This is a genomic window from Nocardia brasiliensis (assembly GCF_042691675.1).
GTDB lineage: Bacteria > Actinomycetota > Actinomycetes > Mycobacteriales > Mycobacteriaceae > Nocardia > Nocardia brasiliensis_D.
This window is the reverse complement of the sequence record NZ_CP170507.1, coordinates 5,176,368-5,196,077: the sequence shown is the minus strand read 5'-3', so window position 1 is coordinate 5,196,077 and position 19,710 is coordinate 5,176,368. Positions and strand designations below refer to the sequence as shown.

Below are 19,710 nucleotides of genomic sequence, written 5' to 3'. Positions count from 1 at the left end.
GTCACGGGTTCGATGGCGGAAGGTTGTCCATTTCGAGATCGAAGCGGACCCCCGAGTCGAGCATGGCGGTCGCGGACAAACCGAATGTCTTGCGGAAGGTGTCACTGAAGTGCGACGGGGAGGCAAAGCCCGCGTCCACCGCGCAGCGGGACAGATCGTGGCCTGCCGCGATGCCCTGAACCACCTGCCGTAGGCGGGCCCACTGCTGGTAGCGGCGGAAGGTGGTGCCGGTGCTCCGCCCGAACAGGCGCAGGAAATGCGAGGCCGACAGTCCCAGCCGAGCGGCGGTCTCCTCGGCGTGGAACACCCGGACGGGGTCCCGCCGGATCGCCTCGGCCAGCTGGATGATCCGCTGGTCCACGTTTTCCGGTGCGGGGACTCCGGCATGCCGCAGCAGAGCTCCGGGATCGCAGTTGTTGTCGCACGCGGCGATGAGTTCGCGCTCGTGCCGGTGGCCGAAGCCGAAGGGACCGGTGAAGCAGCGCATCGCCGCGGCAACGGGGGCGATCGGCGTTCCGGCCGGGTCGATGAAGAGCAACATGATCCGCCCGTCCGATGCGACCATCGAGTGCACGGCCCGTGCGGGAGCGAACGCGCTGCCCGTTGTCGTCGGCCCGTGCTCCGGCGCACGGAAAATGAGCGGCGCGTCCAGGCCGACGCCGAGGACCGCAACCGAGGTGGCGTGCGCGGCAACGCTCAGGTCCGGACCGATGTAACAGACATAGCCTGGGCGGACGAACAATACCGGTCGTCGATCACCGCACGTTTTCGGAAGCGGCGCAACCGTCATGACTGAGAGGCTAGCCACGGGACGTGGCTGCGTCGAGACATGGTGCGGGACAGAGGAGAACACGGTGCCAAGATCCGGAACTCGTACTCTCGACACTACTGTGGTCTGCGCCGGGGACAGTATCACCTCTGGTCAGTACAGTGCGGACTACATCGCGATGCTGCGGGCACGGACCGAGGGACGCCTGATGACATTCATCCGCGCGGGCGTCAACGGCGACCACTCGTACAGTCTGTTGGCCCGCCTCGACGCCATCATCGAGCAGCAACCGGATATCGCGACCGTGCTGATCGGCAGTAACGACGCCTGGTGCAGTCTGAGTGAAGACAACGCTCTGGCGTCGATGCGCCGCAAGAAGCTGCCGACCATGCCGACGATCGGCGATTACCGGGAGAACCTGTCCGCCATCACCCAGCGGCTGCTGGAGGAGACCAACGCCCGGATCGCCCTGCTGTCCCTGCCGGTGCTCGGTCAGGAATTGGACTCCCTGCCCGCGCGGACGACGCGCTTGTTCAGCCGGGTGGTCAAGGAAACCGCCGCCGCATACGGTGTCGCGTATCTGCCGCTGTACGAGCGCCAGATCGAGCATCTGCGATCTGTCCGGTCGCGTCCGTGTATTCCATATCGCGACGACTCGGCTTTCCGTGCGCGCGTCTTCGCTCGGCACCGCTTGCTGATGGGGCGCTCACTCGACGACATCGCCAGGCTGCACGGGCTGGAGCTGACCACCGACTTCGTCCACCAGAACAGCCGGGGAGCAGCGATGATCGCCGATCTGATCGGTGATTTCATCGACGCGCGCTGAGCCCGGCTGTGCCACTGGAATTATGGGCAATGGCAAATGGCTGTCGTGCCGAAAAACGCCGGTCATGCGGGTAAACTATGATGTGCTCCGTTCAGCGGACTATACATACCGAGGAGGAGGTCCGTGGGGGATGGCGACGGGCGGGCTGCTCTGCGCAGTGAAATAGCCGCGTTCTATGCGGGTTTCGGGCAACCCGACGCCCTGCTGGCCGCATTTCGGGAGGCTGCCCTGCTGGTGCCGGTGACCGATGACGAGCGCGTGTATGTTTCGCAGTTCGGCGGCATCGACTGGCTGTGCGCCTTCACCAGCATCGAGGAGTACGCCCGATACATGATGGCCCGTGGTTACCTGGCCGACGGCGGCATCGACGCCGACCGGGAGTATCGATATCATTCGTTGTCCGGGTGGCGCCTGCTCGCTTACGCCGAAACACGCGATCAGCCGACCGGCGTCACTGTCGACGTCGTGGGGTCGGCGCCGATGGCATTTCCGCCCGATGTGACCGAGTAACAACAGAATCGGGAGGCCGGTCATGACACAGCAGGTGAAGGTGGACCCTGCGGTGCTGGTACAAGCCGCGAAGGGGATCGAATCGACCATCGGTGAGCTGTCGAATATGGGCATCGGTGAAACGGGCAATATGGGGCGCGGTTTCTCGCTGTTGACCTTGTCGACAATGGAGGCGGGCAAGCACTCGGTACAGAAGACCTTCGAGGAGTTCACCGAGCGCTGGTCATGGGGTGTGCGCGCACTCGTGCAGGCGGGCAACTCGATCGCGCGAACCCTCGGCCTCGCGGCGGGCCGCTATCACGAGATGGACGCCAAGGCCCAGGGCACCTTGAAGAAGATGTGGACGCACCTGGCCGGTAACCCACACCTGTCCGACGAACAGATCACCTCCCGGTCGTGGGGAGATACATTCTCCGACAACGCCTTCAATCACATACGCAACGCGGACTACAGTGCGGAGTCGTTCCAGAAGGCGGGGCAGACGATGCAAACGAACATGAGGGTGATCGAGGCGGTCGGCCCACAGGCGTTGGCGAATGTGAGCCCGTTGAGTGGGCTCGCCACCGGTGAGACGCCCGGCTGGAACACCGGTGCCTCGAAGAAGGCCGCCGACATCATGAAGGAGTCAGGGGGGCAATAGCTTTGGGGCTCGGCGATTTAATCAATAATGTCGGCGATGCGATCGAGAAGGGTGTCGAATCGGTCGTCGAGGGTGCCGGTCAGCTCGCGGACGCCGGGTTGGACCTACTCGGCGACGGGGCGAAAGCGATCGGCCTCGACAGCCTGGGGGAGGGCCTCGACGACCTCGGCGACAACATCGCCTCGGGCACCGGTGGCGACGTCGACGAGGAGGAACTCGGCGAGACGGAAGACCCCAAGGAGCTGATCCGCGGCGAACCCGCCGAAATCAGTTCCACCGCGGATACCTTGAAGAAGATGGCCAGTGCGATCGACTCCACCGGTCAGGCACTCAAGCAGATCGACGCCGCCGACTGGGTCGGCGCGGGTGCGGACGCGTTCAACGAGGTCTACGACAAACAGCCGAAGCTGTGGTTCGAGGGCGCCGACGCGATGACCGCGGCGGCCAAGGCCATGGAGGCCTGGCACAACGAGGTGAAAACCGCGCAGAGCAAAGCCGCGGACGCGATCGACAAATGGAAGGCCGCCGACGCCGAGGAACGCAGGCAAAAGACCTGGTGGAACTCGCTTTCCGGGGAACAGCAGGCGCAGACCCCGCTGGTCGACACCTGGACGCCGATCCGCAACCAGGCGCGCGAGATCCTGCGTGGCGCGCGAACGCAACGAGACAACGGCGCCTCCGTCGCGGTCAGCGCGTTCGCCGCGGCCACCGAGAAGGCGCCGAAAGAGCCGCCTTTCACCGAACGCTGGATGGCCAATATCTCGGACTTGGGCGGGGTGTTCGAGCACGGGGCGCTGAACTTCTCCGCAGGTCTGCTCACCAGCCTCACCGGGCTCGTCCAGTTCGCCCGCCAGGTCAATCCGACCGACATCTACAACCTGACCCATCCGGCCGAGTACGCCGCGGGACTCTCCAACCTCGGCACGGGATTGGTTGTCGCCGTAGCCGATCCGGGCGCCACGGTGTCGGCGATATTGTCTGACGCACGCCGCAATCCGTTCGAATTCCTCGGTTCGCTGACCGGCGACGCGCTGCTCACCGCCGCCACCGGCGGTGCTGGTAGCGCCAAGATCGGGGTCAGCGCGCTGAAGAAGCTCACCGACGCGTCCAGGCTTACCCGTCTTGCCGACGACGCCGGTGACCTCGGACGACGGCTGCCGACCGATCCGCCGGGACGGCTGGGGCAGACACCCACGCCGGAGAGCCCGAGTGCCGGTCCGGCACCGCATTCCGATACCAGGCCGACGCCGACGAGTCCGGTCGATGCGAGCAGTCGGCCGGAATCGCCCGCACCGCGGGCCGACACCGGCGATGGTCCATCGACGACGCCGGAGCAATCGAGTCCGCAACGCTCGGAGTCGCCGTCGAACGCTCCGGATACGCGTGCCGATCCCGATCCTGCGCCGAGGCAGCGGTCCGAACCCGAACCCGAACCTGACCCGACGCCGCATGCGGATCCCGATCCGACGCCCAGTTCGCGTTCTGATCCAGACCCGGCACCGCGTGCCGATCCGGACCCGTCGCCGCGGTCCGACCCTGATCCGACGCCACGCACCGAGCCCGCTGGTAATCGCGCGGATCCGGATCCGACGCCCACGCCGCGTCCGGATCCCGATCCGGACTTGGCTTCTCGGCCGCAGTCGGACTCCACGCCGACGCCGCGTGTTGATCCTGACCCGACGCCGCGGGCTGATCCTGATCCGACGCCGACGCCGCGTTCGGAATCTGACCCGACGCCGACGCCGCGTTCGGAATCTGATCCGACGCCGACGCCGCGTTCCGAGTCTGACCCGACGCCGACGTCGCGGACTGAGCCCGACCCGACGACACGCACCGATCCTTCCCCCACTTCGCGCACCGACCCCGATCCGACACCGCGCACGGAGGCTGATCCGAACCCGGCTACCCGCCCGGACGCGGATTCGACGCCGGAACCACGCCACGATCCGGGGCCGGTTTCGCACGCGGATCCCGATCCGACGCCCACGCAACGCCCGGATGCCGATCGTCCATCGCCCGATTCGGACGGTACGCCGCGGACGAATCCCGATGCGGCACAGCCGGGTCGACCGGACCCCGACCAGACGCCCGCTGGACGCCCAGATCCGGACCAGTCGCCCGTCAATCGCCCCGACTCGGACCAATCACCCGGCGCGCGCAATGACGGCACACCGCGTACCGATCCAGATACCACGCCTGCGGGACGCACCGATCCCGCCCCGACGCCGGGGTGGCACAGCCCGGTCACCCACGCCGACAGTCCGACACCGCGCACGCAACCCGACTCGTCGTCGCCGACCCGGCCACCCGCCGACCCATCGCCTGCTACCCGTCCACACGGCGACCCGACCACCCCGCGCACGCACCCGGAATCCAGGCCGAACGCGCGTCCCGAACCCGCACCCCGTGTGCAACCGGACTCCTCGCCGAGGGCAACCCCCAGCCGCGAACCCGTGCCCGCCGTCCGGGCCGATCCGCACTCGTCACCGGCGGCCCGCACACAACCCCATTCGCCCGCAACCGCCCGTCCGACTCCGGACCATGCGCCGCAACGCGCGCACGCCGATCCGTCCACCCGGACCGATCCGGATGCGCCGCGGCGATCGGATCCGGACCCCCGCCGAGGACCTGACGACGCGAACCCGCGTACCCCGCACCATGATCCGGACCGAACACGCGATCGCGGTGATGGGGACGACCGTCCGCGTGGTCCGGAAGATCCACCACGGGATCGTCACTCGGAGTCTGATCGGGATGCGAAGTCGGATCGGGATGCGAAGTCGGATCGGGATGCGAAGTCGGATCGGGATCCGAAGTCGGATCGGGATGCGAAGTCGGATCGGGATGCGAAGTCGGATCGGGATGCGAAGTCGGATCGGGATGCGAAGTCGGATCGGGATGCGAAGTCGGATCGGGATCCGAAGTCGGACCGGGATCCGAAGTCGGACCGGGATCCGAAGTCCGACCGCGATCCCGACTCGGACCGGGATCCGAAGTCCGATCGGGATCCGAAGTCCGACCGCGATCCCGACTCGGACCGGGACCCGAAGTCCGACCGCGACCCTGAGTCCGACCGCGACCCGAAGTCAGATCGCGACTCCGATCCCGATCGCGAACCGCGACCCGATCGCGACTCCGACAACCCGACGCCGCAAGACCGCGCCGCCGCTGACCGCAACGCGCACGAGCAGGCTCGCGATTCGGGCTCGGAATCCGATCGCACGCCGGAGCAAAAGACCTGTTCCACCGACCCGGTAGATATCAGCACCGGCGAATTCCTGCTCCCCGAAACAGATCTCGCGCTACCAGGTGTGCTGCCGCTGGTACTGCGGCGCGCTCACCACTCGAACTACCGATTCGGTCGCTGGTTCGGCCCGTCCTGGTCCGCCACTCTGGATGTCCGGCTGGTCATCGAGGACGCGGGCGTGACCTTCATCGGCGAAGACGGCATGATGCTGGCCTACCCGCACGCCGAGGTCGGGGTCCCCGTGCACCCGCTCAGCGAGGGCCAGCAGTGGTCGTTGACCCGCACCGACTCCGGTGGCTACCGCGTCTGGGACCAACGCCGCGAACTGATCTGGCATTTCGCCCCCGAACTAGGCCTCGACGGCATCGAAGCCCGCCTCGGCAACTACGCGATCTCGGCCATCACCGACCGCCACCACAACCGCGTCCGCTTCCACTACGACGCCGACGGCGTGCCGACCGAGGTCACCCACTCGGGCGGATACCGCGTCCGAATCCACTCGGACCACGGCCGCATCACCGGCCTATCCCTCATCACCGACAATCCAGACCTCGGCGAATTCGCCACGCCCATAAAAGAATTCACCTACGCCTCAGGCCTCCTGGTCGCCGTCACCGACGCCGCGGCCGCAACCACCCGCTACACCTACGACGCCGACCATCGAATGACGTCATGGACCGATTCCAACGGCAACCAGATGGTCAACACCTACGACGAGTCCGGCCGCGTGGTCTTCCAGCGCGGTACCGACGGAGTCCTGAACTCCGACTTCGACTATCTGTCGCTTCCCGACGGCACCGGACGCTTCACCACCGTCACCGACTCCCGCGGCGCGGTCACCACCCACGGTTTCGACCGCGAATTACAGCTCCGCGACATCATGGACCCCACCGGTGGCCGTACCCACATCGACTACAACGCCGACCGAAAACCGTTGAGCGTCACCGGCCCTGACGGAGCGAAGACCACCTACTTCTACAACGGCGCGGGTGATCCGGTGAAAATCACCCGCCCCGACGGAAACGCCACCCTCATCGAATACCTGTGGCGAAACCGCCCCACCAAGGTCACCACCCCCGACGGCGCGATCTGGCAGCGCGAGTGGTCCGAGGACGGCAGCCTGGCCGCGGTGATCGACCCGGCGGGGGACCGCACCGAATTCACCTACCACGCCAACGGTGCCATCGCCACCATCGTCGAATCCAACGGCGCGCGCACCGTAGTCCAGGTGAACGCGGCCGGACTACCGATCCGAATCACCGCGCCACACGGCGCGATCACCCAGATCCAGCGCGACGCCGCAGGACGCCCGACACAGATCATCGACGCGATCGGCGCGGTAACGCACTACGAATGGTCCCCAACCGGAAAACTGCTCCGCAGAACCGATCCCGACGGCCACTCCGAATGCTGGACCTACGACGGTGAGGGCAACGTACTCGCCCACACCGACCGCGCCGGTGGCGTCACCCGATTCACCTACGGCGCTTTCGATCTCCCGCGGACCCGCACCGATCCCGCGGGTTCCGTCACTCGGTTTACCTGGGACACCGAGCGTCGGCTCACGGCCGTGCAGAACCCGCTAGGGCAAAGTTGGAGTTACACATACGACAGGGCTGGTCGGCTGACCGCCGAGACCGACTATTCCGGTTCCACAACCCGATACACCCATGACAGGGCGGGACGAGTCGCCACCATTACACCGGCGACGGGCACCACCCGGAGCTACCGCCGTGACATCCTCGGCCGCCTCACTGAGATCACCGCAGACGACGCCTGGATCCGCTATACCTACGATCCCGCTGGTCAAGTCCTGACCGCTGCCAATGGCATCGGCGCGGACGCGACGCATACCCTCGAATTCGCTCACACCGCAACCAGAAAAGTCGCCTCCGAGCAGTTGGACGGGCAGCAGCCGATGCTGTTCGAGTACGACCCACGGGGCAATCGAACCCACCGAACTACCCCCTCCGGCGCCACCACTACCTGGCACCACGACATCGTCGGCCGCCTTGACGGTCTCAGCACCGAGAACCACGAGGTCTGCTTCAGCTACGACCCCCTCGGACGTCTAACCGGTTGGCGCACCGGTGAAATCGCGGTTACCCGGAATCTCACCGCTCTCGGGCGCACCGCGGACCAAGCGGTAATTGCCTTCCCCGCGCAAGCCCTGTCCCTCGACATGGGCCAGTCCACCCGCCCGGCGCCCTATCAACTGCGGCGCGACGAATTCACCTACCGCCCAGACGGATACCTCGTCGGTCACCGTACCGCCCGGCCCGGGGCCGATTCGATCGAACGGGCCTACGACCTCGACCCGCTCGGCCGCATCACCACTGTTCTGCGCAACAGCACTGTGACCGAGCAGTACTCCTACGACCCGCTGAGCAACATCACCACGACCCTGTCCGCTGTCGACGAGCACCAGGGGGCCCGCGACGACAGTCCCGGTGCACCCCATCCGCACGGGACACACGGGAGACGGCGCGAGTATCGCGACAACCTGCTCATCCGTGACGGGCGAACCCGCTACTACTACGACGAATCCGGACGGCTGATTCGCAAGACCCGCACGCGGCTCTCGCGCAAATCCGAGACCTGGTTCTATCGCTACAACAGCTTCGATCAGCTGACCGATGTCTGGACACCGGATCGGCAGTGGTGGCACTACACATACGATGCTCTCGGCCGCCGCACCACCAAGCAGCATTTGTCCAATGACGGCGCTGTTCTGGAACGCGTCGACTACACCTGGGACGGCACGCATCTAATCGAGCAAGTCACTGCCGCCGGTGTCACCCGCTGGCATTACCAGCCCGACTCCTACACACCTATCAGTCAAACCACCGATCAGAACAGCATCGATCACGAGTTCTACGCCATCGTCACCGACCTGATCGGCACGCCCGTCGAATTGATCGAGCCCGATACCGCCCACACCGTAGCCACCGCGACCGCGGACCTATGGGGCCACACCACCTGGCACGGCTCTGTCAGCACGCCACTGCGCTTCCCTGGTCAAATCCACGACCCAGAGACAGGGCTGCACTACAACCTCCACCGCACCTACGACCCCGCAACCGCCCGATTTCTCACCCAAGACCCGCTCGGACTAGCACCGGCCCCAAATCCGAACATCTACCCCCATAACCCCACTACCTGGAGCGACCCTCTAGGGCTTGTACCGGAACCGTGCTATAGAGAATTCGCCCACGGCACGTCCCTTGCTCACGCCGAGGACATTATCAACAATGGGATCAGCGTAGACGCGGGCCGAGCGGCCACGCACGGAGGAGCAATGAGCCGACCTGGTTCGTTCTTCACACACGAGGTTGCCGGAGGTGGTTCGCCAGGGTTCCAGGCCGCATACGAGTGGGGCTTGCGGGTCGATCCGGATTCGCCCTCGACTGTCATAGTGGGAAGACTTCCCGAGGCGACTTACCAACGGTTGGTCGAACGCGGGCTGGTCGAGATCAGAGAAGTCGGTAGCGGAGTCCCTGACGAAACGATATTCCACCCGGATTCATTCGACGTATTGAATCGCGAGATGGAGTGGATAGCGAAGGTCACCCCATGAATGAATACTCTGCCGCAGACCTCCGAAAGACCGTCTGGGGAAATATCACCGAACTCGACGACGGGCGGTGGGAAACGGTATGGCATCTGGAATTTCCTACCTCACAGGAAAGAACAGTTGTCGAGGTATACCGGGATGACGGGATCGGTTTCTGCGCCACGCTTCAGGTCACCGGCGACCGCGTCGGTGAGCTGCGTGTCCTTACCCGGGAGCAGGCCATGTCTGCGGAGTACTATTCTCCGACGTTCACATGCTTCGGCATCGTGAACGATTCCCTCGCTGAAATCGGCACAATCCAAGGTCTCCCTAAGGATTGGTATGCCCCTTTCAGGCAACGAACGACACCGTAGCTGGCTCCTGATGCGCCCGAACGGCAGCAGATGCGGCAGTTGCCGCTCATCTCGACACCGTTGACGTCAACCGTCGGTGTGATACCTCGCGCCGCAGCCGTCGCGCCTGACCGCTGATAGGGGTCAGGCGGTCACCGGATGCACGCGGTCGGCGCCGATGCGATCGATACGGTCACGCCCCCAGACTCCGAGGGGTTCGAGCGCACGGTTGAGGGCGGCCCCCAGCTCGGTGAGTTGGTACTCCACCCGCGGCGGCACCTCGCGATAGACCTCGCGGGTGACGATGCCGTCCTCCTCCAACTCGCGCAGCTGCTGGATCAGCATCTTCTCCGAGACGCCGGGCAGCCCGCGACGGAGTTCGCCGAAGCGGCGGACGCCGTAGTTCTCCAGCTCCCACAGGATCAGCGCTTTCCACTTGCCGCCGATCACGTCCATCGCGGCGTCGATCCCGCAGAAGTATGGTCCGGATCTCTTTTCGCCCATCGCCCGACCTCGCTACCTGTTCACACACCCATTGGTAAGTACCGGACCAAATAGTAGGTACTTGTCGCCATCGCGGGCAACGAGCAAGGTTGGTTTCAGCGCGCTGACCATCCTGTTGACGAACTTCCAAGGAGTTGACCCCGCAATGGCGGAAACCACGAACACCCCGGTGACGGTCCTCGGACTAGGCGCGATGGGCCAGGCGCTGGCCGCCACTCTGCTGAAGGGCGGCCACCCGACGACGGTCTGGAACCGCACCCCCGGCAAGGACGCCGACCTCGTCGCAGCCGGGGCGGTCAGCACCCCGTCGGTGGCCGAGGCGGTGCGGGCGGGCGGCCCGATCATCGTCGTCCTGTTCGACCACGCCTCCGTGCACACCACGCTCGACCCGGTGGTCGGCGAACTGTCCGGGAGACAGGTGATCAACCTGACCAGCACCGCCCCCAACGAGGCCCGCGAACTGGCCACCTGGGCGGCCGAACACGGCATCGACTACCTCGACGGCGGCATCATGGCCATCCCGTCCATGATCGGTCAGCCGGGCGCGTCCATCCTGTACAGCGGCTCCGAGACGATTTTCAACGAGCACCGGGCGGCCCTCGAATTGCTCGCCGCCGCAGAATATTTCGGCGACGATGCCGGACTAGCCGCCACCTATGACTTCGCCTTGCTCGCCAACATGTACGCCATGTTCGGCGGCTTCATGCACGGCGCCGCCATGATGCGCTCGGTCGGCGTCTCGGCGAGCGCGTTCGCCGACCGAGCCGCGGCATGGATCACCGCCATGGCCCAGATGCTGCCCGCCTACGGCGAGCTCATCGACGGCGGCGACTACACCCAACCCATCCAGAGCCTCGCCTTCCACAAAGCCGCCCTCGACGCCATCAACCGAGCCAGCCGCGACGCCGGCGTCGCCGTGGACTTCGTCGCCCCCATCAAGAACCTCATCGACCGCCAGATCGCCGACGGCAACGGTTCCCTCGAGTTCGCCCGCACCATCGAAGAACTGGTCTGACCCAAGGAAAGGGCTTCCGACCCACCCCGCCGGAAGCCCTCCCACAACCCCACCCACCCGCCCCGCACCTCTCGACAAATCACGCGGTCAACCCGCGATTTGGTCCACGCGGCGACATCCGATAACCTTGCTGAGCACCACCGGTCCGGGTGGCGGAATGGCAGACGCGCTAGCTTGAGGTGCTAGTGCCCTTTAACGGGCGTGGGGGTTCAAGTCCCCCTCCGGACACCAGTGCTAAACCCAGGGAGGCCAGCACTGACAACAGCAAGTTGTTGTCAGTGCTGGTACCGGACCTGGGTGTTCAGGGCTTCGTAGAGAAGTTTCTTATCCTCCGGGGCTCCGGCAGCCAGTACGGCGTGGATGTCACCCACCGAATTCGATGAGTCTGTGCATCTCGATCTCGGTCATCCGAAGCGGCTTCGGTATCGCATCAAGTTCGGCCCGCGCCGCGGCCTTCTCGGCTTGTGCTGCGTTCATCGAAGTCACGAAAGCGGCCGGGTCTACGCCGGCCGCGATGGCTGTCAGGTGGCGCTGTAACTTCGTGTCCGCGTTGGCAATTCGGCGACGCAGCAAGCGCGAACGGCATCCGTATCGTCGGCTTCCTGCGCCTTCAGAAGGGTCGCGATGGTCTGGTTTCGGTGATCGCAATCGAAAAGGGTTGAGAGCCAGCCATCCAGCGGGTCCACGAGTATCGATTCTCGAAGGTTGACCGTCTTCGGGTGATCGGCCAGCGCGTCGCTACCGAGCGCGAGAGTTTTTGCGCGGCAACGGTAGTAGATATTCTGGCCGACCATTTCGGCTTGCATCTTGCGGTTGAAGGCGTCGCAGCGGATGTGTCCGCGGAGTAGGTACAGGCGGGGGATCAACGACCTTGTCGGCTCGAGTTTGGCGCCGTCTCGGTTGTTGATCCCGGCTCGGCTTCGTCGGATCAGGTGTGCCTCGGTGAAATTCTCGACCGAGACGATCTGAGGATGAGCAGGGCGTCGGGAACGGATGATGCGATCCGCGGTGGCGCGGACGAACCGGATCGCGTACCAGGCGGCGACATCATCGGGGTCGATCAGTTCTTCTCGCTTGGTCCACCGTCCGAACACCGCGTAGCCGGTGTAGCGCGGGTTCTGCAGGATCGCCGCGACCGTTGGGGCCTGCCAGCGGTCTCCGGAGCGGTGGCGGTTCTGTTCGGGACGGTGGGCGGAAGGGCACGGTATCCCGTCCCGGTTGAGTCCCTCTGCAATCGCCTTATCGCCTCTGCCACGATGTATTCGCGGAAGATGCGCTGGATCACCGGCGCCGCAACCACGTCGATCGAGACGATGCGCAGCTTCAGCCCGTCCGCTGCTCGATGCGGATTGGGATGCGGCGGTCCGTCGACCACGACATAGCCGTAGGGCGCGCGTCCGCCTTGGTGACGTCCCTCGTTCAGCACCTGTGCGTCCATACTCGCGCGCGTGCGCTGCTGAACATGCTGGCGCTCAGACTCACTGAGCCCGCCCAGCATGCTCACTGTCGCAAGCGCCCATCCCCATGTCGAAATTCGTCCTGCGCGCCCGCCAGCAGCGTTGCTGCTTCGGCTTGTTGGCCTCAGCAACCGTGATGTGCTTGGAGGCACCGTCATAGTTGACGACCTGCACTGCCCGGCATTCGGTCAAAATGATTATCGGGAGCGCATAGTCGGGTGGGAGCCGACCTCAGCGCATTTGCCGGAACCGACGTTGCGGAGCTGCTGGGTGGCCGCATCGTAGGTCCAGGACTGACCATCGGTCGCAGCGCACGGTCTCGTCGCCACTCGCGGACCGTTCGGATCGTCGACGGCTTGAGCGCAACGGCCGACCGGTTGCTTGTCCACCGAGGCCGAGACGATAAGAAACGTCCCGGAGGGAAAGTTGCCGGAATCCTGGACCGGCGCCGCTGGTGACGCCTGCGCTGCTGGTAGCGGTGCCGCCAACACGACGGCACCGGCGATCCGGCAGCAGCAGCAACATGTTCGAAGCAGATCCTCACGTCGGGCCCTTCCCCTGTCATGGCGGTGCCCTCAGGGCTCGGGAACCCTTCTCCGACGGCACGCGAAGATCGCCCTGAACACCGCACCCACGGCTGATCTGCGTACGTTCGGTGGAAGGCTGATCGGGAGCTGCTCCGTGGCGATGTCCGTTCGGTCGTGGTGTTGCTTCCGTTGCGAAGCAATCCTTGGTCGGTTCTGTACCGAATGGCTTTGTGACCGATCCGTCGATCGCTCGGACGATCCGATGAAAGCGGAGTAGATGAAGCGTATCTCTGTGAGAACCCGTGGGGCCTTACGCCTGTTCGCCACGGTGGTCGGCGCGGTGGCCTTATCCTCCGCCATGGCGCCACCGGCGTCGGCGGATTGGGGACGCTGTTCGGGTCAGACCTGCCTGGAGGTCGAGGGCTCGAGGTTGTATGTGTCCCGCGTGACTGTCACCCCTGCGTCCGGCTCCGAGTTCTACGGCCACTTCCGGATCTTCGGCCCCGGCATCAACGGCCAAAGCAAGGTGCAGGAGTGGAAGGAAGGTTCGCGGTACAGCGTCGCGGTGGGCCACGGCGTGAAAAACCACACCAAGATCTGCGCCGAGGGCTGGGAGCACAGCGCATCGGGCGAAGACAAGCGGGCCGTCGGCAGAGCCTGCGTCGACATCCACACGTGACGTGGCGGGAAGTACGGTGCCCGGCTCCCGCCGGTACCGGCACATCGGCGCGGGTGCAGGTTCGGGACCGCGCGCTCGTCGGAAAGAGCGGATGTTCTGCGCCGCAATTGATCTCGCCGCGCGGAACGCCCGCCATGCGGCAGTAGCGGACGTTGCCGAGCGGTCATCTAGACACTCGATGAGCAGGTCAGGGATGGACGGGCTGACATGCCGTCCTCCGTGTGAGGCCCCGCGCGGGCTGACGGCGTGCGCGGGGCATCACTGTTCTGTCTGCGAGCGCGGCCTAGCGCGGTATCACCCGAACGAGCGTGCCGCCCTGGCGGCTACTGGAACCGAAACATCTGCGCTTTGTCACCTGAGGGATCCTCCATCACGGGTAGCACTCCGCCGCGGACGGCGAGCACCCGCCCAGGCTTGTCTCGGAGATAGATCAACCCATCCTTGGTTTCCCATTGCGACACGTCGGCCCTGCCGGTGCCGACCAATCGGACGTCTTCGGGCGTGGCGTGGATCGCCATATCGGACCCGTTGTAGGTCTCGGCACTGATGAGGAAGTACTTCTTAGCGCCCCAAGGATCGGTTTCGGTGTAGATAGACCACAGCTCGCTGTTGGAGTTGTTGATCGGTTTGTGGCTGACTTCGGGAGGCCGCCCCGAGCCGAACGAGATGAACAGACACTCTCCCGTGGCTTCATTGATGATGCGGAACTTTCCGTCCGGGAAACCCAATGGCATGACCTGCCCTCTCCCTGCGCCGGACCGATGTCACCGCCCAACGCCCGCGGTCTCCGACATACGTCCCCGACCCCTTCGGGGAACCAAATCCGGACGATCGAGAACTAATCGTAGCCTCTTTCGTTTCGCGCCACGCATGGAATCACGTTGCAGGACTTGATGGTTGACAAAATGCCGATCGCCGCCGATACCAGCAACCGACACCACAGCATCGGCAGCCATCATTCGCACCCGGCGACACCCCGAACAGCCAAACCCACCAGCCCAAGGCAAGCCCGCAGGTTCGCTTCGGACGTACTCAACTCGGCTACTTAAGACTGGTGCCAGGACCTGATCCCGGCCAGGATCTAGTCCAGGTGCCCGACGAGAAGCTCCCTAATCGGCTGCCCACCTGCGTCATTGGTGTGGCTCTCTCATGGCTTGCCTCTCGCCGGTCACCGCGCGAGGAGTGGCTGGAAAGGGGTCTGCCCGAGCTCGAAGTAGCGTTGCCCTTCCTCGCCAACAACATCCGCTGACCAGGGAGGACACCGATGACAATCATCATCGGCATGGATCCACACAAACGCTCAGCAACCATCGAAATCATCGACCACACCGGCAAGATCCTGACCGCCGCAAGATACGGCACCGACAAAGCCGGATACACCGAAATGCTCACCACCGGAAAACAATTCCAGAACAGGGTGTGGGCGGTGGAAGGCTGCAACGGTATCGGCCGCCATATCGCCCACCGCCTGGTCCACGACGGGGAAACCGTGCTGGACGTCCCAGCGAAACTCTCCGCCCAAATACGAGTATTCGCCACCGGCAACGGCCGCAAAACCGACCCCGTCGACGCCCACTCGGTCGCGATGGCAGCACTGCACTCACCGAACCTACGTCGGGTCGAACCCGATCCAGACCTGCTGTTGCTGAGCATGCTCGCTGATCGCCGCGACGAACTCGGTCGCGCCCGCACCGAAACCCTCAACCGACTGCACCGGTTCCTGCTCGAGCTTTTCCCTGGTGGGGCCAAGAAATTCTTGTCCTCCAAGCAGGCACGCACACTGATCGCGACGATCAAACCACGCGATCCGCTCGGCAAAGCCCGGCGCCGGCTGGCCGTCGAGCTGATCGGTGAACTCGAAAGCATCGATCGAAAGATCAAAGCAGCCGACAAAGAGTTGCGCCAACTCATCATCGACCGCGGCTCGACGTTGATGGACTTGGTCGGCATCGGACCCTCCAGCGCCGCAAGGCTTCTCGCCGACACCGGCGATATCCACCGCTTCCGCAACCGAGATCGGTTCGCCTCCTGGAACGGCACCGCACCACTGGACGCCTCCTCCGGCGAACAGCAACGGCATCGACTCTCCCGCGCCGGGAACCGGCGCATCAACCGCGTCCTGCACATCATGGCCGTGGTCCAACTCCGCAATCCGACCCCAGGCCGCGTCTACTTCGACACGCGCAAAGCCGCAGGAAAGACCTCAATGGAGTCGATGCGCTCACTCAAACGGCGACTATCCAACATCGTCTACGCCCGTATGCTCGCCGACCAGCGACAACGCGAAAAGGCAAGCCCGGGAGGGCACTCGGGAACGACTCTGCAATCCAGCGCGACCGGCCTCACCCCGCACACCGATCCTTCGGAAAAGCCACATCCCGGACCTGCCACCAACAAGGCTAACCCCGCATCCGCAGCAGTGTCTTGACATAAAGGGGTGCCATTATGGGACGTCCGCTTAGGCGGCCGGGTCACGGTTGGCCTGGAAGATTCCCGTCACGTTCGGGCCGGAGTTGACAGGTCTTCGCCCTACCTGGACTGTCGCTAGCACCTATAGTTTGTGGCACGTGGCTGTATGCCGTGTGGGGGTGCATCGGTGCAGCTGTCAACTGCGGGGTCGTTTTTCGTTGAGGCCAGCACCAGAGTCAAAGGGTGGCCGTGGGGCCAGCCCGAGGGACCGGGTGGAGATGTCTACGCCGCGGCGGTCGTAGTCCAAATCTGTACGGGTGCTGCGACTTCTGCTGCCGTGCTCAGCAGTGGCCTGATTACGCCGAATATTCTCATCGCCTTCGGCATCGGGACGGGCACCCCCGTCGTGCTCAAGAAGCTCAGCTTTTACGTGCAGTCCCTGCTAACAACGGGTTCACCGGCGAACAACAACGCCTCGACCCGTCGCGACTCGTTCGCGCTCACCAGCGCAGCAAGGTCGGCCTGCGGGTCGTCGACGAGCCGTTCTTGATCCGCACGCGGTAGGTCGCGATGCTCGAGATAGAGATCCCAGGCTTTATCGAACACACTCTGGGCGGAGACTATGTATCTCACATACGCTTCCCTGCGGGCCTCGCCGACCTCCCTATGGTACCCAAACATGTGCTGTAGCAACGTGTTTCGATACTGTCAGCGCTGCGTCAGGTGTGTCGAGATCAGACTGAACACTGCGGTAATCGACACTCCCCCCAACACGCCGACCAAAGTGAGCCATGCCGCGGTCCCCTGGGTCATCACCAAAATGTAGCGCTCGACCGGCTTCAGCGCCCCACTGTCAACAAGCGCTCTATGGGCGCGGATGCTCCAGTACTGCAGAATTTTCGACAGCGCAGGGAGGGGTGCCATGTCTACGTCGATGGACAGCCGCGCTCGCAACGCCCAGCTACACAGCTGCGATGGCCGACAGTGCCGCGCGTTCGGGAGTCGCTGTTAGGCAACTGTTTCAGACGTCCGACCAATCCATAATCACACGGCAACGGAAGCCGGTCGGGCCACGCGCCTCCTCGGCGACGCCTGCCTGACCCCATTTAGTGGTTCACCGGTGACCGACGGCTATTCGCCCAAGGGCCCACTGACATTCTTCGTGACGAGAAACCGCTGACATTCCGGTGACGAACCGCACCTGGGCGGTGCTCGGCTTCTCCGAGGGCGGGCACGCCGACTTGGGGACACGCTGGGTTCCACCCGCGGCGGGCTCAACACCGCTCGCGCCGATCATCGGGAAACCGCGGCTGCCGCCGTGAGCGCAGAACGCCATGCCACTGGCTCCGATCATTGGACCGGTTGGTGGACCGTGGGTGCTCGGCCGCGCGGATGGTCCGCGGCCCGGTCGAGCAGAGCACACACCTCGAGGTCACTGACTTCGGCGAAGTCGAGGTACCAGGAGCGGATCGAGCCGAACAGTTGCCGCGATTCCAAACAGATGACCTGGTCGGCCACCTTGGATAAAGCGCGCAGCGGTCGGTACGCGCCGACCGGTACCGCGAACACCACCCGGTCCGCGCCCCGCGCGCGGGCGCTGGCGCAGGCGGCCTGCGCGGTGGCGCCGGTGGCGAGGCCATCATCGACGATCACCACCGTGGCACCAGCCAACGGCAGGCGCGCATGATCGCGGCGATAACGCGCGGCGCCGCGCCGCACTCGGTGTTGTTGCTCGCGGATCACCGCGAGCCGTTCGGGCTCGCAAACCACTGCGCGAGCGACCATGTCGTCGTCGATGACGCGCACCCCGTCCTCACCGACGGCACCGAAGACCGGCCACGGCCGATCCGGGACAGGGAGTTCAGCGACCACCGCGACATCGAGAGGGACACCGAGTGCGGTCGGGATCTCGTAGGCGACCGGCATCCCGCCGCGCGGTAGACCCAAGACCACCGCCGGGCCAGACGCCAGCACCCGCAGGTGTTCGGTGAGTCGACGTCCCGCCTCACAACGATCGAGAAATACCATGCTCTGCTCCTGAGTCAGTCATCACACCGAAGCGAGCCGCGCTACGGGACCCGGAGAAAGCGAGCAAGACTCTACACCGTCGAACGCGCGAACCACGGAGCAGCCACACTGTTGCTCGACAGAGCCGAACACTTACCAGCGGGTAGCCGGTCTCGCCGCTGGATCCAACGTTCGGGCTGGTCACCACAGTCGGCGATGTTGTCACCGAAAACCCGGATCGAAGAAGTCCGTTCGAACCGGGCGGTTGCCCGAAACCCCTCAGCTGTACCGGCCTTGGTGAGAGGATAGGTAGGCACCGGTTCACGTCGCAGTATCGCGGTGATCGGATCCACGGGCTCCCACGCCGGCAGCGCGGTTTCCCGGTTCAGAGGCCCGCCTGCCGCAAACACGGAGATGGTCACGAATGACCTATAGGAGACGGGCGGCGGTAGCTTTCACCTTGCGTCACGCTGATCCCGTCGGCCAGCGATGGTTCGAACAACAGATCGCGTCGATGGCGCGCAAACACCGCTATCCCCTCGTGCGCACCCTCGTTATCGGCCCCCGCATGGACCGCCCCATCGGGCGACTACTCGACACGGTCGAAGCACTGCTCGCCGCCGCGGCAGCCCGCGGTGAACCGCGCCCACAGATTCTCGTGATCACCCCCGACCTCGAACACATCGACCAATCCCGCGCCACGATCTGCGCGGTGGCTGATCTGCTCACCATCGCACCCGAACGACTATGGACGCGTGAACCTGAGCATGTGTGCGTCCAGCTGCCGGACTCGGCTGGCATGTACTAGCTGGTGGCCACGCCTTCGGCGGTCGAATGGGATTTCGTGACTGGTCGTTTGGGGATCGATGCGACCTATAGCTGGGTCAATCGCTTGCACCGCGAGGGAAACAGCTGGAGCTGAGGGGAGTCGATTCCCGCCGAGGGGGTGCGCTGGTTCCGTATGGCACGCTGGCACACGACCGATGCTGCTCTGCCACCGGTTCCATGAACGAATCCTATCGCTGGGCGGGTGGTTCATGCGGTGGGACACCATAACTCGGTGCTCGTCGTCGGCGCGGCTCAACGCGGACCGTGGCCCTGTGCTGGCAGGTCGAATTGGGTGTCTGTTTCCGGTATCGCCAGGCCATGGCCGGTGCCGGTCTCGAGTTGCGAGGATCGGATCACCCGGGTCAGCTACCGCGCGGATCACGCGA

16 protein-coding genes, 1 tRNA gene and 2 pseudogenes are annotated in these 19,710 nt (G+C 64.8%); 13 read left to right on the top strand and 6 right to left on the bottom strand.

The features are described from left to right. Window position 1: 1 nt before the first annotated feature. Window positions 2–790, bottom strand: coding sequence for a helix-turn-helix transcriptional regulator (locus ACFK0J_RS23810; RefSeq protein WP_378730827.1), 789 nt, complete (start codon window positions 788–790; stop codon window positions 2–4). Here ACFK0J_RS23810 and ACFK0J_RS23805 point away from each other — a divergent pair. The 7 genes and pseudogenes from ACFK0J_RS23805 (at window position 789) to ACFK0J_RS23775 (ending at window position 9,919) form a co-directional block, all read left to right on the top strand. Further along, the gene (locus tag ACFK0J_RS23805) at window positions 789–1,595 is read left to right on the top strand and encodes an SGNH/GDSL hydrolase family protein (RefSeq protein WP_378730825.1); all 807 of its coding nucleotides are present in this window, start codon (window positions 789–791) and stop codon (window positions 1,593–1,595) included. The two genes, ACFK0J_RS23810 and ACFK0J_RS23805, sit on opposite strands and share 2 nt — an antisense overlap. Window positions 1,596–1,718: 123 nt before the next feature. Then, a complete protein-coding gene (locus ACFK0J_RS23800) occupies window positions 1,719–2,105 on the top strand; it encodes an SseB family protein (protein WP_218469737.1) in 387 nt (128 codons plus the stop codon). Between the two features lie 22 nt (window positions 2,106–2,127). Continuing rightward, complete coding sequence (locus tag ACFK0J_RS23795; RefSeq protein WP_378730822.1) at window positions 2,128–2,745, top strand: type VII secretion target; 618 nt, start codon at window positions 2,128–2,130, stop codon at window positions 2,743–2,745. Between the two features lie 2 nt (window positions 2,746–2,747). Further along, window positions 2,748–3,464 (top strand): annotated as a pseudogene (locus tag ACFK0J_RS23790) (putative T7SS-secreted protein); the annotation flags it as partial. 2,153 nt (window positions 3,465–5,617) lie between these two features. Further along, a pseudogene (locus tag ACFK0J_RS23785) lies at window positions 5,618–5,812 on the top strand (hypothetical protein); the annotation flags it as partial. Window positions 5,813–6,005: 193 nt separating this feature from the next. Then, window positions 6,006–9,569: a DUF6531 domain-containing protein gene (locus ACFK0J_RS23780; protein ID WP_378742971.1), complete on the top strand. Its 3,564-nt coding sequence runs from the start codon at window positions 6,006–6,008 to the stop codon at window positions 9,567–9,569. Then, entirely contained in the window at window positions 9,566–9,919 is a 354-nt protein-coding gene (locus tag ACFK0J_RS23775) for a hypothetical protein (RefSeq protein ID WP_378730821.1), read from the top strand. Before ACFK0J_RS23780 ends, ACFK0J_RS23775 begins: the two co-directional genes overlap by 4 nt. 123 nt (window positions 9,920–10,042) lie before the next feature. Here ACFK0J_RS23775 and ACFK0J_RS23770 read toward each other — a convergent pair whose 3' ends face one another. Continuing rightward, window positions 10,043–10,402, bottom strand: a complete 360-nt coding sequence (locus tag ACFK0J_RS23770; protein ID WP_378730819.1) for a winged helix-turn-helix transcriptional regulator — start codon at window positions 10,400–10,402, stop codon at window positions 10,043–10,045. Between the two features lie 145 nt (window positions 10,403–10,547). Here ACFK0J_RS23770 and ACFK0J_RS23765 point away from each other — a divergent pair, with 145 nt between their 5' ends. Further along, entirely contained in the window at window positions 10,548–11,417 is an 870-nt protein-coding gene (locus ACFK0J_RS23765; protein WP_378730817.1) for an NAD(P)-dependent oxidoreductase, read from the top strand. 143 nt (window positions 11,418–11,560) lie between these two features. Next, window positions 11,561–11,648 (top strand) — tRNA-Leu (locus ACFK0J_RS23760). Window positions 11,649–11,938: 290 nt separating this feature from the next. Here the strand turns inward: ACFK0J_RS23760 and ACFK0J_RS23755 are convergent. Continuing rightward, entirely contained in the window at window positions 11,939–12,625 is a 687-nt protein-coding gene (locus tag ACFK0J_RS23755) for a recombinase family protein (RefSeq protein ID WP_378742969.1), read from the bottom strand. A 1,221-nt stretch (window positions 12,626–13,846) separates the two neighbouring features. Here ACFK0J_RS23755 and ACFK0J_RS23750 point away from each other — a divergent pair. Then, window positions 13,847–14,080: a hypothetical protein gene (locus tag ACFK0J_RS23750; RefSeq protein ID WP_378730815.1), complete on the top strand. Its 234-nt coding sequence runs from the start codon at window positions 13,847–13,849 to the stop codon at window positions 14,078–14,080. A 323-nt stretch (window positions 14,081–14,403) separates the two neighbouring features. On the opposite strand, the gene ACFK0J_RS23745 is transcribed toward ACFK0J_RS23750, so the two are convergent. Then, the gene (locus ACFK0J_RS23745) at window positions 14,404–14,814 is read right to left on the bottom strand and encodes a hypothetical protein (RefSeq protein ID WP_378730813.1); all 411 of its coding nucleotides are present in this window, start codon (window positions 14,812–14,814) and stop codon (window positions 14,404–14,406) included. Between the two features lie 530 nt (window positions 14,815–15,344). Here ACFK0J_RS23745 and ACFK0J_RS23740 point away from each other — a divergent pair. Then, window positions 15,345–16,508, top strand: coding sequence for an IS110 family transposase (locus tag ACFK0J_RS23740; protein WP_378730811.1), 1,164 nt, complete (start codon window positions 15,345–15,347; stop codon window positions 16,506–16,508). A 407-nt stretch (window positions 16,509–16,915) separates the two neighbouring features. Here ACFK0J_RS23740 and ACFK0J_RS23735 read toward each other — a convergent pair whose 3' ends face one another. Beyond that, entirely contained in the window at window positions 16,916–17,122 is a 207-nt protein-coding gene (locus tag ACFK0J_RS23735; protein WP_378730809.1) for a hypothetical protein, read from the bottom strand. A 554-nt stretch (window positions 17,123–17,676) separates the two neighbouring features. Here ACFK0J_RS23735 and ACFK0J_RS23730 point away from each other — a divergent pair. Further along, complete coding sequence (locus tag ACFK0J_RS23730) at window positions 17,677–17,811, top strand: hypothetical protein (protein ID WP_378730807.1); 135 nt, start codon at window positions 17,677–17,679, stop codon at window positions 17,809–17,811. A 28-nt stretch (window positions 17,812–17,839) separates the two neighbouring features. On the opposite strand, the gene ACFK0J_RS23725 is transcribed toward ACFK0J_RS23730, so the two are convergent. Further along, the gene (locus ACFK0J_RS23725) at window positions 17,840–18,517 is read right to left on the bottom strand and encodes a phosphoribosyltransferase (RefSeq protein WP_378730805.1); all 678 of its coding nucleotides are present in this window, start codon (window positions 18,515–18,517) and stop codon (window positions 17,840–17,842) included. Window positions 18,518–18,920: 403 nt separating this feature from the next. Here ACFK0J_RS23725 and ACFK0J_RS23720 point away from each other — a divergent pair, with 403 nt between their 5' ends. After that, window positions 18,921–19,304 (top strand): hypothetical protein, encoded by a 384-nt coding sequence (locus ACFK0J_RS23720; RefSeq protein WP_378730803.1) that lies wholly within the window; start codon window positions 18,921–18,923, stop codon window positions 19,302–19,304. Window positions 19,305–19,710 lie beyond the last annotated feature (406 nt).

What these genes read in the sequence shown, in the direction of transcription:
- ACFK0J_RS23805 (WP_378730825.1), top strand. Translation starts at nt 789, where the DNA reads ATGACTGAGAGGCTAGCCACGGGACGTGGCTGCGTCGAGACATGGTGC.
- ACFK0J_RS23810 (WP_378730827.1), bottom strand. Translation starts at nt 790, where the DNA reads ATGACGGTTGCGCCGCTTCCGAAAACGTGCGGTGATCGACGACCGGTA.
- ACFK0J_RS23795 (WP_378730822.1), top strand. Translation starts at nt 2,128, where the DNA reads ATGACACAGCAGGTGAAGGTGGACCCTGCGGTGCTGGTACAAGCCGCG.
- ACFK0J_RS23775 (WP_378730821.1), top strand. Translation starts at nt 9,566, where the DNA reads ATGAATGAATACTCTGCCGCAGACCTCCGAAAGACCGTCTGGGGAAAT.
- ACFK0J_RS23770 (WP_378730819.1), bottom strand. Translation starts at nt 10,402, where the DNA reads ATGGGCGAAAAGAGATCCGGACCATACTTCTGCGGGATCGACGCCGCG.
- ACFK0J_RS23765 (WP_378730817.1), top strand. Translation starts at nt 10,548, where the DNA reads ATGGCGGAAACCACGAACACCCCGGTGACGGTCCTCGGACTAGGCGCG.
- ACFK0J_RS23745 (WP_378730813.1), bottom strand. Translation starts at nt 14,814, where the DNA reads ATGCCATTGGGTTTCCCGGACGGAAAGTTCCGCATCATCAATGAAGCC.
- ACFK0J_RS23740 (WP_378730811.1), top strand. Translation starts at nt 15,345, where the DNA reads ATGACAATCATCATCGGCATGGATCCACACAAACGCTCAGCAACCATC.
- ACFK0J_RS23725 (WP_378730805.1), bottom strand. Translation starts at nt 18,517, where the DNA reads ATGGTATTTCTCGATCGTTGTGAGGCGGGACGTCGACTCACCGAACAC.
- ACFK0J_RS23720 (WP_378730803.1), top strand. Translation starts at nt 18,921, where the DNA reads ATGACCTATAGGAGACGGGCGGCGGTAGCTTTCACCTTGCGTCACGCT.